The following is a 13279-nucleotide window of genomic DNA, read 5'->3' as shown; positions in this document are numbered from 1 at the left end:
GACGACCCGGGTGTCCGTGAGTACCGCATGTCGGAGCTGGCCCGCGAGGCCGGCATCACCGAACGCACCCTGCGCTTCTACCGCGAGCGCGGCCTGATCCCGCCACCGCGCCGCGAGGGCCGGATCGCCTGGTACGACGGCCACCACCTGGCCCGGCTGCGGACGATCTCCGCACTCCTCGAACGCGGCCACACCCTGTCCGGCATCGCCGACCTGACCTCGGCCTTCGAGTCGGGCCGCGACGCGGGCGAGGCGCTCGGCCTCGTCGAGCCCACCGAGGAGACCCCGGTCCGCCTCACCCCGGAGGCGCTCGCCGACCACTTCGCGGGGCAGGTCACGCCGGAGAACCTGGCGGCGGCGCTCGACCTCGGCTACCTCGCGGTGTCGGGCGAGGAGATCGTGCACATCAGCCGCCGCCTCCTGGACGTCTCGGCGTCCCTGGTGCGCGAGGGCGTCCCGCTGGCGGCGGTGCTCGCGGCCGGCCGGGAGGTGCGCGAGCACGCGGAGGCGCTGGCGGCCCTGTTCACGGATCTGCTGGCCACCCACGCGGCCCCGGAGGACACCCACCGCCTGCGCCCGCTGGCCAAGGCGGTGGTGGACGCCGAGCTGTCGCTGGCACTGGACCGAAGGCTGTCCGAGGAGCACTAGCGGGCGCGGCCCCGGCGGGCGGGACGGCGCCCTGGGGCCCCGGGGCCGTGGAGCACGTAACGGGCCCCTAGAGCTCGTACACGACCGTCACCGGCGCGTGGTCGCTCCACCGCTCGCCGTGCGTCGCGGCGCGCTCGACGAAGCCCTTGACGGCGCGCCCGGCGAGGCCGGGGGTGGCGACCTGGTAGTCGATGCGCCAGCCCGTGTCGTTGTCGAAGGCGCGACCCCGGTAGGACCACCAGGAGTAGGGCCCCTCGACGCCGGGGTGCAGGGCGCGCATGACGTCGACGTATCCGCCGTCGGCGGCGTCGAAGACCCGGGTCATCCACTCCCGCTCCTCGGGCAGGAAGCCGGAGTTCTTCTTGTTGCCCTTCCAGTTCTTGAGGTCGGCCTCCTGGTGGGCGATGTTCCAGTCGCCGCACACGACGACCTCGCGGCCGTCGGCGGCGGCCCGCACCTTCAGCTCCCTGAGGTATTCGAGGAACTCGGCCATGAAGCGGATCTTCTCGTCCTGCCGCTCGGTGCCGACCTCGCCGGAGGGCAGGTAGAGGGAGGCGACGGTCACCCCGGGCAGGTCCGCCTCGACGTACCGCCCACTGCCGTCGAACTCCGCGCTCCCGAACCCGGTCCGCACCCGGTCGGGCTCGCGCCGCGTGAGGAGGGACACACCCGCCCGGCCCTTGGCGGCGGCCGGGGCGTGCACGGCGAACCAGCCTTCGGGGGCGCCGGCCTCGGCGGGCAGCTGGTGGGGCTCGGCCCGCACTTCCTGCAGGCAGACGGCGTCGGCCTCGCTGCCCCCGAGCCACTCCACGAAGCCCTTCTTGGCGGCGGCGCGCAGCCCGTTTACATTCACAGAGGTAACAGTGAGCATCCCGGAACCCTACCGACCCGGCGCCACCCACCCTACGCATAGAAGTACGATGCAACGCATGATTATCCGCCAGCTCTCGTACGACCACCCCGACGCCCGGAAGCTCAACGACCAGGTGCAGCTCGAATACGTCGAGCGGTACGGGGACGGCGGCGACGTCACCTACCTGGAACCCGCGATGTTCCTGCCCCCGCGCGGCCTGTACCTGATCGCGTACGACGGCGCGGGCCGCCCGGTGGCCACGGGCGGCTGGCGCGGCCAGGAGGCCAACGAGGAGAACTACCGCGACGGCGACGCGGAGCTGAAGCGGATGTACGTCGTCCCCGAGGCCCGGGGCCTCGGCCTGGCCCGCCGCATCCTGGCCGCCCTGGAGGCCGACGCCCGCGCGGCCGGCCGCACCCGCATGGTCCTGGAGACCGGCATCAAGCAGCCGGAGGCCATAGCCCTGTACACCTCGACGGGATACGAGCCCTGCGAGAAGTTCGGCCACTACCGCACGTACGAGTCGAGCCGCTGCTTCGCGAAGGCGCTGGGAAACCCCTGACCGTTCGCGGTGCCCGTGGTGCCCCAACTCGGCGACGAGGGACGGCCATCGCTATACGACACCGGCGAGCCGGAGGATGAGCGGCCGGGACAACCCCTCGTCCGAGGGGGAGCCCGCCGTTGTACGCGCACGGAAAGAGCCCCTGCCGGATTTCTCCGACAGGGGCTCTGACCTGTTGTGGACCTGAGGGGATTCGAACCCCTGACCCCCTCGATGCGAACGAGGTGCGCTACCGGACTGCGCCACAGGCCCTTGCAACGAGTGAAACTTTAGCACCCGGATGGGAGTGGTTGGAAATCCGGTCCTCGCTGGTCAGCGAGAGGGGACGCGCGGGGGGCTCATTCGTTGGCGGCGCGGGGCCGGTCCTCGCCCTCGTACTGGTCGAAGAGCGGTGTACGGCGGCGACTTGAGCCTCCGCGGCGCCGCGGAGGCTCCTCGGCCGCGGGGGCCGGCTCCGCGGGCGGCGTCGGGTCCGCCGTCGAGGAGCGGGCCGACGACCATGTGTCCGGGGCGCCCAGATCGATGCTGCCGGTGGCGCGCGGGGCGACCGGCGCGGTGACGTAGGTGGGCAGCGGGACCGGGACCGGGTCCCAGCTCGCGCCGCGTTCCGGACCGCGCTCGCGCTGCTGGTCGACCCACTCGGCGTGGTCGGTCTGCTCGACCAGCGCGCGCCGTCCGGCCTCCTGCGGGGAGAGCGCGGGCGCGGGCGCCGGCTCGGGCACGGGGGCCGGCTGGTGGGACTCCGCTTCGTCGTCGGCCTCGACGCCCGGCGCCGTCGCCCTCGCCCGCGGCCGGCTTTCGCGCAGCCGTTGCGCGGCCACCTCCGCCCGGCGGCGGTCCATCGTGAAGGCGAAGCGCCGCCGCTCCTGGATGCGCAGATGAACGATGTACGCGCTCAGCAGGGCGGCCGGGACCGCCGGCGCCCACAGGAAGCCGAAGCCGCCGACGGCCGCGACGATCGCGCCCAGCGTGAAGGCGAGGAAGAGGACGACGGTGGTGCGCCGGCGGCGCGCGAGCACCGCACTGCGCTGGGCGCGCCGGGCTCGTTCGGCCGAGGCGCCGGATGCGGGGCGCGCGCCGGGCTCGCGGCGAGGGGCCTCCCCCGCCGGGTGCTCGCGCCGGTCGTCACGCCGGTCGGGGCGCGCGCCCTGGTGACCGTGGTGCGCCGGGTGCCCCAAGTGCTGCCCCGGATGCCCCTGGTGTCCCTGAGAGTCCGGGTGCGCCTGATGATCCCTGGGGTCCCGGTGGTCCGCGTGGTCCCGGTGATGGTCCCCGTGGTCCCGGTGGTCCGCGCGCTCCGGGGATGCCGGGCGCCTGCCGCGGGCCTGGGGTACCGAGAACTCGCGGCCGCCCGTGGACTCCCCCGCCGCGGCGAGGGGTTCCGTCAGGGCGTCCGCGGAAGGCTCCGCCCCCGGTGCCGCCTCCCCGGTGGCCCGCTGGCGCAGCTCCTTGGCGTAGCGACGCTCCATGGCCGACCGTCCGGAAAGAAGCCGGATGGCGGTGCTGAAGCGTTCCGTCGGGCGTGCCTCGTTGAGCTCGTCCTGCCTGCGGAGCCACATCGGCACCAAGTAGGCGGCCCAGGCCCCGACGATGACTGCGTAAATGAGGCCGCTGCTGCTCACACATCACACCGTAGAGGGACCGGCGCGCGGGGATACGCCAATTGAGCCGGTGTGTCGCACGATCTGGCTGATATCACCGGCTTTTTTTGTGATTTCTCAGATCGTTGGACGAGACGAAGGGACCGGAACCCGATAGAATTCGAACATTTATTTTATTTACCGGGGTGGGACTGCCGCCCCCGCCGCCACCTGGCGAGGAGCCCTTCGGGGACTTCCTCCGCGGTGAGGGCGTACACGAGATGGTCGCGCCAGGCGCCGTCGATGTGCAGATAGCGCGGGCGCAGGCCCTCCTCGCGGAATCCCAGCTTGTCCACCACCCGGCGGCTCGGCCCGTTCTCGGGTCGAATGCACACCTCCATGCGGTGCAGTCCGACCGCGCGGAAACAGTGGTCGACGGCGAGCGCGACGGCCGTCGGCATCACGCCCCGGCCCGCCACCTCACGGTCCACCCAGTACCCGACGTGGCCCGAGCACATGGAGCCCCAGGTGATTCCGGCGACCGTCAACTGGCCCACCAGATGCCCCTGGTACTCGATGACGAAGGGCAGCATCCGGCCGGCGCTCGCCTCGGTGCGCAGGTGGCGGACCATCTGGCGGTACGTGGGGCGCTGCGGGAAGGGCGCGCCGGGGGCGGGCGGCGGGATCGTCGCCTCCCAGGGCCGCAGCCAGTCGCGGTTGCGCCGGTTGACCTCGCGCCAGGCCCGTTGGTCGCGCACCTTTATGGGGCGAAGGACCACGTCGCCCTCCGCCAGCACGACCGGCCACGAAGGAACGTTCAGCTCGAACTCCCCGGTCTGGGGTGGTCGCCGCCGCGGATCTGGTCCACGGCGTGCCGCAGGATCCGCTCCAGGACGGCGATCCCGTCGCGTACTCCGCCGGTGGAGCCCGGCAGGTTGATGATCAGAGTGCGGCCGCCCGCCACCCCGGCCAGGCCTCGGGAGAGGGCGGCGGTGGGGACCTTGGCCAGGCCCTCGGCGCGGATGGCCTCGGGGATGCCGGGCACGTCGTACTCGATGACGGCGCGGGTGACCTCGGGGGTGCGGTCGGTGGGCGAGAGGCCGGTGCCGCCAGTCGTGACGATCACGTCGTACCCGGCGGCCGTCCCCGCGCGCAGCGCCTGCTCGACGGGGTCGCCGTCGGGCACGACCAGCGGGCCGTCCACGGCGAAGCCGATCGAGGCCAGGCCCTCGGCGAGCAGCGGCCCGCCCCGGTCCGCGTACACCCCGGCGGACGCGCGGTTGGACGCGGTGACGACGAGCGCGGCGTAGGGCGCGCGCAGCGCCTCGCCGAGGCCTTCGCCGCCCTGCGGGAAGGGCACCTCGGCCTGCGGTCCCGGCCGGGCCGGGGCGGCGTCGGGCCGGGGCGGCTCGGGGGGCCGGTGGGCGCCGGCGGCCTGAGGGGGCGTCATGACGCGTCCGCCCCGGGCCGGTTCCAGTCGCCGGACTTGCCGCCGGTCTTCTCCTCGACGCGGATGTCGGTGATGACGGCGGCCTTGTCGACGGCCTTGACCATGTCGACGACGGTGAGCGCGGCCACCGACACCGCCGTCAGCGCCTCCATCTCGACGCCCGTGCGGTCGGTGGTCTTCACCGTCGCCAGGATCTCCACCGCGTCGTCGGCGACCGCGAGGTCGAGCTTCACGCCGGAGACCGCGAGGGGGTGGCAGAGCGGGATGAGGTCGGGGGTGCGCTTGGCACCCATGATCCCGGCGATGCGGGCGGTGGCGAGGGCATCGCCCTTGGGCACGCCCTCGCCGCGCAGCAGCTCCACCACGCGGGGCGAGACGAGCACGCGGCCGCTGGCGCGGGCGGTGCGGGCGGTGACGTCCTTCTCCGAGACGTCGACCATGCGGGCCGCCCCCGCCTCGTCGATGTGCGTGAGCCTGCCTTGCGTCGTACTCATTCGGTGGCGCTCCCGGTACGGCTTCTGTGGGCAGACACCGTACCCCCATCGACTGACACTCAGCCGAGCAGGACCACATCCACCTCGCTGTCGGGCTCCGCCGACGTGGTGTCCTCGGGGATGACGATGAGGCAGTCGGCGAGCGCGAGCGCCGCGATCAGATGCGATCCGGAGCCGCCCACGGGGGCGACGGTGCCCGCCTCCTGGTCGTAGGTGCCGCGCAGGAACTGGCGCCGGTCGGCGGGCGAGGAGAGGGCCTTGCCGGTCTTCAGGACGGCGCGGACGACGGGCCGGTGCACGTCGGCCATGCCCATCAGGGTGCGGATCGCGGGGCGCACGAACAGCTCGAAGGAGACGTACGAGGAGACCGGATTGCCCGGCAGCGCGAGCAGCGGAGTGTGGTCGGGGCCGATCGAGCCGAAGCCCTGGGGCTTGCCGGGCTGCATCTTCAGCTTGCGGAAGTCGATGCCGCTGCCCGGCTCGTCCTCGTCTCCCACGGAGGACAGCGCCTCCTTGACGACGTCGTACGCGCCGACGCTGACCCCGCCGGTGGTGACGAGCAGGTCGGCGCGGATCAGCTGGTCCTCGATGGTGTCGCGGAGCACCGCCGCGTCGTCGGTGACGGCGCCGACCCGGTAGGAGATGGCGCCCGCGTCCCTGGCGGCGGCGGCCAGCGCGAAGCTGTTGGAGTCGTAGATCTGGCCCTCGCCCAACTGCTCGCCGGGCTGCACCAGTTCACTGCCGGTGGAGAGCACCACCACGCGCGGGCGCGGCCGTACGGTGACGGTGCCGCGGCCGATCGCGGCGAGCAGCCCGATCTGGGGCGGGCCGAGCACGGTGCCCGCCGCGAGGGCGAGGTCGCCGGCCTGGACGTCGCTGCCCCGGGCACGGACGTGGGCACGCTCCTCGGCGGCGCGGTGCACCCGCACCTCGCCGCTCGCCCCTTCGGGGGCGGAGCCCGCCGGGCGCATGGAGGTGGCGGCGCCCCGGCCGCTGCCGCCGTCGGTCCACTCGACGGGGACGACGGCCTCGGCGCCGGGCGGCAGCGGGGCGCCGGTCATGATCCGGGCGGCCTGGCCGGGGCCGACCGTCGGCAGGTCGCCGCTGCCCGCCGCGACGTCACCGATGACGGTGAGCACGGCCGGGTACTCCTCGCTGGCGCCCGCGACATCGGCGACCCGTACCGCGTAGCCGTCCATGGAGCTGTTGTCGAAGGGAGGCAGGGCGACCGGCACCATGACGTCCTCGACCAGGACGCAGCCCTGGGCGTCGGGCAGTTGCAGCTCGATGGGTTCGAGCGGGCGGACCGCGGCGAGGATGTCGTCGAGGTGCTCGTCCACCGACCAGGTCGTGTTGCTCACGGGTGCCTACATCTCCTCGGTGACGTACCGGCGAAGCCAGGCCTTGAAGTCCGGGCCCAGGTCTTCACGTTCGCACGCCAGTCTGACAATGGCTCGCAGATAGTCTCCGCGATCACCGGTGTCATAGCGACGGCCCTTGAAGACGACTCCGTGCACCGGGCCGCCGATCGACTCGTCCGCCGCCATGTGCTGGAGGGCGTCGGTGAGCTGGATCTCGCCGCCCCGGCCGGGCTCGGTGGTGCGCAGCACGCCGAAGACGGCGGGGTCGAGGACGTAGCGCCCGATGACGGCGAGGTTGGAGGGCGCCTCGGCGGGCTCCGGCTTCTCGACGAGACCGGTGACCCGCACGACGTCGCTCTCGGCGGTGGTTTCGACGGCCGCGCAGCCATAGAGGTGGATCTGCTCGGGGTCGACCTCCATGAGAGCGATCACGCTGCCGCCCTCGTGCTCCTGGATCTCCACCATCCGCGAGAGGAGCTGGTCGCGCTCGTCGATGAGGTCGTCGCCGAGGAGGACCGCGAAGGGCTGCTCGCCCACGTGCGGCGCCGCGCACAGCACCGCGTGGCCGAGGCCGCGCGGGTCGCCCTGGCGTACGTAGTGGATGGCCGCCAGGTCGCTGGACTCCTGCACCTTGGCGAGCCGGTCCGCGTCGCCCTTGCGGGTCAGCGCCGACTCCAGCTCGTAGTTGCGGTCGAAGTGGTCCTCCAGGGGACGCTTGTTGCGGCCGGTGACCATCAGGACGTCGGACAGACCCGCCGCGACCGCCTCCTCCACCACGTACTGAATGGCGGGCTTGTCCACCACCGGCAGCATTTCCTTCGGTGTGGCCTTGGTGGCCGGAAGGAACCGGGTGCCGAGCCCGGCGGCGGGGATGACAGCCTTGGTGATCCGTGGGGGCGACTGAGTCATGCGGGCACCCTATCCGTTGCGTATGTGCGGAAGATTATTCTCGGGTGAATTCGCTCTCTTATCCACGCATTTGAGGGGATTACAGAAGCACGGTGTGTGATCACATGTCCGAAAAGGCCCTCTTGCGGCGCGCCCTTCTGGACGCCAGGAAGCAGCTGAGCGACGACGAGCTGCGCACCGCGTCCCCGCGCCTCGCCGACCAGGCTCTGGCGCTGCCCGAACTCGCCGGGGCGAGCACGGTGGCCGCGTACATCTCGGTCGGCCGCGAGCCCGGCACCCGCGCCCTCGTCGACACGCTGTACGCCCGGGGTGTACGGGTGCTGCTTCCGGTGCTGCTGCCCGACAACGACCTGGACTGGGCCGTCTACGCCGGGCCCGAGCACCTGCTGCCGGCCGGGCGCGGCCTCCTGGAACCCGACGGCGAACGGCTCGGCCGGTCCGCCGTGACGGCCGCGGACGCCGTGCTGCTGCCCGGCCTCGCCGTGGACGCGCGCGGCATGCGGCTCGGCCGCGGCGGCGGCTCCTACGACCGGGTCCTCGCCCGCATCGAGACGTCCGGCAGCGCGCCGGCCCTGGTGGTGCTCCTGTACGCGAACGAGGTGGTCGCGCGGGTCCCGGAGGAACCGCACGACCACCCCGTGCAGGCTGTCGTCACCCCGGCCGGGGTAACGCGCTTTACCGCGTGAGCGGCCGTACTACGGCGTGAGCTTCAGCGTGTCGACGGTTGACGCGTCGACCGCCTTGCCGCTGAACGACCAGTCCAGGAGTTCGCCCTTGGCCCACTTCTCGGTCTGGTCCGAGTAGTGCGCGCTGTAGGCGTGGCCCGATGCGCCGGTCAGGTTGATCCACTGGGACTTGTCGAGGTCCTTGAGGTTGACGACCATGCGCATCGAGGGCACCCAGGTGACGCCGTAGTCGCCGCTCGCGGCGTTCCAGCCGGTGGCGTCGACCGCGGCCTCGCCGCCGCCCAGGTTCCACGGGCCCCGGTTGAGCATGTACTGAAGGACGCCCGGACCCTCCTTGCCGAGGGTCTGGTTCTTCAGCATGAGCTGGTGCAGCCGGCCCCAGGTCCAGGTCGTGGTGTCCTTGCCGAGCTTGGCCGTCAGCTCCCAGCGTGCGTCCTTCATGGCTCGCGCCAGCAGCTGGTCGCGGGTGGTGGTGGCCTTGTCCAGACGGGTCGCGGGCGACTTCCACCAGCTGTTGTTCTGGTCGTTGAAGATCTTGCGCACGACCTCGAACCACCGGTCACCGCCGTCGGGCTGCGCCGAGTCGCCGTCGCGCTCGCCGCACTCCTGGACCTTCTTGTCGGGGTCGTCGACGGGCCCGGTGCCGATCGGCGGCGTCACGTACAGGCACTCGCCCTTGGGACGCAGCTCCTTGGGCAGCTTGTTGCCGAACGCCAGCTTCAGGACGTTGCGCCACACCGAGTTGAAGTAGGCGGCTGCCGCCGAGTCGTTCTCCTGGGTGTAGTCCCAGCCTTCGAGCAGCTTCTGCGCCTCGCGCACCGAGGGGTCGGACACGTCGATCTTCAGCAGGGCGGGCGTCAGGAGCGCGGCGATCTCGCTGCTGTTGTCCATCTGCATCTTCTGCATGTCCTCGGTGGAGATCTTCCCGCCACCCTTGATCTTCGACTCGATGAGGTCGTTGATCCGCTGGCTGCGGGTGCCGTAGCCCCAGTCCTTGGTGAGCAGGTACGGGTACTTCTTCTCGTCGATCACGGCCTGGTTGGCGGTGACGATGAAGCCCCGCTTGGGGTTGTACTCGTACGGCAGCGCGTCGAAGGGGACGTAGCCCTTCTTCCACGTGTACTTGGAGTCCCAGCCGGGCGCCGGCATGGTGCCGTCGACGCCATCGGCGCGCACCGGGATCTTGCCGGGCGCCTGGTAGCCGATGTTGCCCTTGGTGTCGGCGTAGATCAGGTTCTGCGAGGGCACCTCGAAGTCCTTGGCGGCGGCCCGGAAGGACTTGAAGTCGTCGGCCTTGTCGAGCGCGAACACGGCGTCCATGGACTTGCCGGGTTCGAGCGCCGTCCATCTCAGGGCGACCGCGTATCCGGTGCCCCGGTCGGGGGCCGCCGAGTTGACCGGCGCCTTCTGGCCGACCTTCTCCAGCTCGTCGTCGCGGTCGGAGATCAGGGGGCCGTTGTTGGTCTCGCGGATGGTGATGGTCTTGCTGGACCCTCCGGCCACCTTGATGACCTCCTCGCGGGTGGCGAGGGGCTTCTCCTGGCTGTCGTAGAGGTAGTTGTTGCCGGAGATCTTCTCCAGGTACAGGTCGGTCACGTCGGCGCCGAGGTTGGTGAAGCCCCACGACACGTCCTGGTTGTGCCCGATGATCACGCCGGGCATGCCGGAGAAGGTGTAGCCCGCCACGTCGTAGGAGCACGTGCTGGAGAGCGTCCGGCAGTGCAGGCCCATCTGGTACCAGAGCGAGGGCATCATCGGCGCGAGGTGCGGGTCGTTGGCGAGCAGCGGCATGCCGGTCGTCGTGTACTTGCCCGACACCACCCAGGAGTTGGAGCCGATGCCGCTGCCGTTGGGGCCGAGCAGCGCCGGGATCTTGTCGAGGGTGTCGGAGAGCGAGGAGAGCTGGCTCTGCATGCCCTGGAGGGCGCCCTGCGCGGTCCCCGAGGTGCCGTCGGACGCGGTGGAGGCACGCTGCGGGTCGAACTTGCCGGTCGCCTTGTTGTACGAACCCTGGTCCACGATGGGTCGGTGGGTGGCCGCCGGGTAGGCCGGGTACAGGTCCTTGATCTGCTGCGGGCTGAGCCGGCTCGTCATCAGGGAGCGGTCGATCTCGTCCTGCATGTTGCCGCGCAGGTCCCAGGCCATCGCCTTGAGCCAGGCCACCGAGTCGACCGGCGTCCAGGCCTCGGGCGTGTAGTCGTTGGTGAGGTTGAGCGCCGCGTACTCGACGGAGATGTCCTTGCCGTCCTTGCCCTTGAGGTACGCGTTCACCCCCGCCGAGTACGCCTGGAGGTACTTCTTCGTGGCGGGCGTCAGCTTGGTGTCGTACTCCTGCTGCGCGACCTTGCGCCAGCCCAGTGTGCGCAGGAAGGCGTCCGTGTCGACCTGGCCGCTGCCGAACATCTCGGAGAGGCGGCCCGAGGTCATGTGCCGGCGGACGTCCATCTCGTAGAAGCGGTCCTGCGCCTGGACGTAGCCCTGGGCCATGAAGAGGTCCGCGTCGCTGTCCGCGTAGATCTGCGGAACGCCGTAGTCGTCTCGCTTGACCTCGACCTGGCCGGCGAGGCCCGGGACCTTGAGGGTGCCCGTCGTCTGCGGGAAGGAGGCACGCACGGTGCTCACTCCCCAGTACGCGCCGTAGGCGACGCCCGCGACCAGAGCCAGCACCAGGACGAGGACGAACAGCCTCAGGCGGCGTCCCCTCTTCCTGCTCGTCTTGCCGGCCGTCGTACCGGCGGAAGGGGCGGTTGTGGTGGCGGGCATCGCTGTCCTTCGAGGGGCAGGGTGGTCCAGGAGTACTGGGAGCAACCATAGGCGCAGCCGCCGAGAGCCCCTGACGCGGTGTCGGCGTTCACATACCGGGACGGCAAACAGGGGATCCCGCGCGTAAAGAAAGCGTCAAAGATTAGGTAAGGTAACGAAGTACCTTGGGCGACGGAACGTTTCACCAGGTGCGTCCGAGGGAGCCCCCGGATGCGCACCACGTGCCTGGGGATGCACGATTTTCATGGGGTGCCTGCGGCGCCTGAGGGGAAGGATCGGCCACTGACTGTCCACCAGCTCAACGAACTCCTGCTCATCTGCTCGCTCGTTCTGCTCATCGCCGTGGCGGCGGTGCGGATCTCCTCGCGCAGCGGGCTTCCCAGCCTGCTCCTGTATCTCGGCATAGGGATCGCGATAGGGCAGGACGGCATCTTCAACGTCCGGTTCGACGACGCCGAACTGACGCAGGTGATCGGCTATGCCGCACTGGTGGTGATCCTGGCCGAGGGCGGCCTGGGCACCAAGTGGAAGGAGATCAAACCGGCGTTGCCGGCGGCCGTGGTGCTGTCGCTCGTCGGCGTCGCGGTGAGCGTGGGCGTGACGGCGGCGGGGGCGCACTACCTGGTGGGCCTGGAGTGGCGGCAGGCGCTGATCATCGGCGCGGTGGTGTCGTCCACGGACGCGGCGGCCGTCTTCTCCGTGCTGCGCAAGGTGCCGCTCCCCTCCCGCGTCACCGGTGTCCTGGAGGCCGAGTCCGGCTTCAACGACGCCCCTGTCGTCATCCTGGTCGTCGCCTTCTCGACGCCCGGCCCGGTCGACTCCTGGTACCTCCTGGTCGGGAAGATAGCCCTGGAGCTGGCCATCGGCGCCTCGATCGGGCTCGCGGTGGGCTGGCTCGGATCGTATGGACTGCGTCACGTGGCGCTGCCCGCCTCCGGCCTCTACCCGATCGCCGTGATGGCGATCGCGGTGAGCGCCTACGCGGCGGGCGCCATCGCCCACGGCTCCGGCTTCCTCGCCGTGTACCTCGCCTCCATGGTGCTCGGCAACGCCAAGCTCCCCCACTGGCCGGCCACCCGCGGCTTCGCCGACGGGCTCGGCTGGCTCGCCCAGATCGGCATGTTCGTCCTGCTGGGCCTGCTGGTCACCCCGCACAACCTGGCCGCCGACTTCTGGCCCGCCGTGATCATCGGCCTCGTCCTGACGATGGTGGCCCGGCCGCTGGAGGTCCTGCTCAGCCTGGTGCCCTTCCGGGTGCCCTGGCAGGAGAAGGCCCTGATGTCCTGGGCGGGCCTGCGCGGCGCGGTGCCCATCATCCTCGCCACCATTCCGATGGTCGCCGGGATCGAGGGCAGCGAGAAGATCTTCAACATCGTCTTCATCCTGGTCATCGTCTACACCCTCATCCAGGGGCCGACGCTGCCCTGGCTGGCGCGCAAGCTCCAGCTCTCGGACTCCGACGAGGCCGCGGACCTGGGCGTGGAATCCGCCCCCCTGGAGCGGCTGCGCGGCCACCTGCTGTCCGTCGCGATCCCGGCGAAGTCGCGGATGCACGGCGTCGAGGTGCACGAGCTGAGGCTGCCGCCCGGCGCCGCCGTCACCCTCGTCGTGCGCGACGGCACGAGCTTCGTGCCGGGGCCCACGACCATGCTGCGCCACGGAGACGAACTCCTGGTGGTCGCGACCGACCCGGTGCGCGACGCCGCCGAGTCCCGGCTGCGCGCGGTCGGCCAGGGCGGCAAGCTCGCGGGCTGGCTGGGCGCGGGCGGCCCGCAGGAGCCCCCGCAGAAGGCCAAACCCAGACGTACGGGACGTCAGGACGCGTAACCGGCTGTCAAGCGGCGTGACGCTGTGGTTGAGCCACATGTCGGCCGAATAAACACAGGCTGAATGTTGGCACTCCGTGCGGATTCGTAGGCACGGAGTGCCAAAGATCTGTATCATCAAGGCACACCACTGATCGACCAACTCTG

At 71.1% G+C, this 13279-nt stretch carries 12 protein-coding genes and 1 tRNA gene; 4 read left to right on the top strand and 9 right to left on the bottom strand.

All coding sequences use genetic code 11. The annotated features are described in order from the left end of the window. Positions 1–27: 27 nt before the first annotated feature. Positions 28–648, top strand: a complete 621-nt coding sequence (locus OOJ98_RS01370) for a MerR family transcriptional regulator (RefSeq protein ID WP_267055460.1) — start codon at positions 28–30, stop codon at positions 646–648. A 67-nt stretch (positions 649–715) separates the two neighbouring features. On the opposite strand, the gene OOJ98_RS01365 is transcribed toward OOJ98_RS01370, so the two are convergent. Beyond that, positions 716–1519 (bottom strand): exodeoxyribonuclease III, encoded by an 804-nt coding sequence (locus OOJ98_RS01365; protein ID WP_267052758.1) that lies wholly within the window; start codon positions 1517–1519, stop codon positions 716–718. Positions 1520–1577: 58 nt separating this feature from the next. Here OOJ98_RS01365 and OOJ98_RS01360 point away from each other — a divergent pair, with 58 nt between their 5' ends. Continuing rightward, positions 1578–2063, top strand: coding sequence for a GNAT family N-acetyltransferase (locus OOJ98_RS01360; protein ID WP_267052757.1), 486 nt, complete (start codon positions 1578–1580; stop codon positions 2061–2063). A gap of 178 nt (positions 2064–2241) precedes the next feature. On the opposite strand, the gene OOJ98_RS01355 is transcribed toward OOJ98_RS01360, so the two are convergent. The 7 genes from OOJ98_RS01355 to galU form a co-directional block, all read right to left on the bottom strand. After that, positions 2242–2315, bottom strand: a tRNA-Ala gene (locus tag OOJ98_RS01355). Between the two features lie 86 nt (positions 2316–2401). Further along, on the bottom strand, positions 2402–3685 hold the full coding sequence (gene glpR, locus OOJ98_RS01350; protein ID WP_267052756.1) for a gephyrin-like molybdotransferase receptor GlpR: 1284 nt from the start codon (positions 3683–3685) through the stop codon (positions 2402–2404). A 152-nt stretch (positions 3686–3837) separates the two neighbouring features. Beyond that, positions 3838–4464, bottom strand: coding sequence for a GNAT family N-acetyltransferase (locus tag OOJ98_RS01345; protein ID WP_267055459.1), 627 nt, complete (start codon positions 4462–4464; stop codon positions 3838–3840). Continuing rightward, the gene (locus tag OOJ98_RS01340; protein ID WP_267052755.1) at positions 4461–5093 is read right to left on the bottom strand and encodes a molybdenum cofactor biosynthesis protein B; all 633 of its coding nucleotides are present in this window, start codon (positions 5091–5093) and stop codon (positions 4461–4463) included. Before OOJ98_RS01340 ends, OOJ98_RS01345 begins: the two co-directional genes overlap by 4 nt. Continuing rightward, a complete protein-coding gene (gene moaC / locus OOJ98_RS01335; RefSeq protein WP_267052754.1) occupies positions 5090–5587 on the bottom strand; it encodes a cyclic pyranopterin monophosphate synthase MoaC in 498 nt (165 codons plus the stop codon). The genes OOJ98_RS01340 and moaC overlap by 4 nt, the downstream gene beginning before the upstream one ends. A gap of 59 nt (positions 5588–5646) precedes the next feature. Next, positions 5647–6948: a gephyrin-like molybdotransferase Glp gene (gene glp / locus OOJ98_RS01330; RefSeq protein WP_267052753.1), complete on the bottom strand. Its 1302-nt coding sequence runs from the start codon at positions 6946–6948 to the stop codon at positions 5647–5649. A 6-nt stretch (positions 6949–6954) separates the two neighbouring features. Continuing rightward, positions 6955–7857 carry a UTP--glucose-1-phosphate uridylyltransferase GalU gene (gene galU / locus OOJ98_RS01325; protein WP_267052752.1) on the bottom strand — a complete coding sequence of 301 codons (903 nt, stop codon included), beginning with the start codon at positions 7855–7857 and terminating at the stop codon, positions 6955–6957. 104 nt (positions 7858–7961) lie between these two features. Between galU and OOJ98_RS01320 the strand changes: the two genes are divergently transcribed. Further along, the gene (locus OOJ98_RS01320) at positions 7962–8543 is read left to right on the top strand and encodes a 5-formyltetrahydrofolate cyclo-ligase (RefSeq protein WP_267052751.1); all 582 of its coding nucleotides are present in this window, start codon (positions 7962–7964) and stop codon (positions 8541–8543) included. A gap of 9 nt (positions 8544–8552) precedes the next feature. Here OOJ98_RS01320 and OOJ98_RS01315 read toward each other — a convergent pair whose 3' ends face one another. Beyond that, on the bottom strand, positions 8553–11306 hold the full coding sequence (locus tag OOJ98_RS01315) for a penicillin acylase family protein (protein WP_267052750.1): 2754 nt from the start codon (positions 11304–11306) through the stop codon (positions 8553–8555). Positions 11307–11555: 249 nt separating this feature from the next. Here OOJ98_RS01315 and OOJ98_RS01310 point away from each other — a divergent pair, with 249 nt between their 5' ends. Next, the gene (locus tag OOJ98_RS01310; RefSeq protein ID WP_267052749.1) at positions 11556–13133 is read left to right on the top strand and encodes a potassium/proton antiporter; all 1578 of its coding nucleotides are present in this window, start codon (positions 11556–11558) and stop codon (positions 13131–13133) included. Positions 13134–13279 lie beyond the last annotated feature (146 nt).

This window comes from Streptomyces sp. NBC_00083, assembly GCF_026343295.1.
Taxonomy (GTDB): Bacteria; Actinomycetota; Actinomycetes; order Streptomycetales; family Streptomycetaceae; genus Streptomyces.
The sequence above is the reverse complement of the archived record's forward strand: the minus strand, read 5'-3'. Positions and strand labels throughout refer to the sequence as shown.

Coding starts and splice junctions, on each gene's coding strand:
- OOJ98_RS01370 (WP_267055460.1), top strand. CDS start 28: ATGTCGGAGCTGGCCCGCGAGGCCGGCATCACCGAACGCACCCTGCGC.
- OOJ98_RS01365 (WP_267052758.1), bottom strand. CDS start 1,519: ATGCTCACTGTTACCTCTGTGAATGTAAACGGGCTGCGCGCCGCCGCC.
- OOJ98_RS01360 (WP_267052757.1), top strand. CDS start 1,578: ATGATTATCCGCCAGCTCTCGTACGACCACCCCGACGCCCGGAAGCTC.
- OOJ98_RS01340 (WP_267052755.1), bottom strand. CDS start 5,093: ATGACGCCCCCTCAGGCCGCCGGCGCCCACCGGCCCCCCGAGCCGCCC.
- moaC (WP_267052754.1), bottom strand. CDS start 5,587: ATGAGTACGACGCAAGGCAGGCTCACGCACATCGACGAGGCGGGGGCG.
- galU (WP_267052752.1), bottom strand. CDS start 7,857: ATGACTCAGTCGCCCCCACGGATCACCAAGGCTGTCATCCCCGCCGCC.
- OOJ98_RS01320 (WP_267052751.1), top strand. CDS start 7,962: ATGTCCGAAAAGGCCCTCTTGCGGCGCGCCCTTCTGGACGCCAGGAAG.
- OOJ98_RS01315 (WP_267052750.1), bottom strand. CDS start 11,306: ATGCCCGCCACCACAACCGCCCCTTCCGCCGGTACGACGGCCGGCAAG.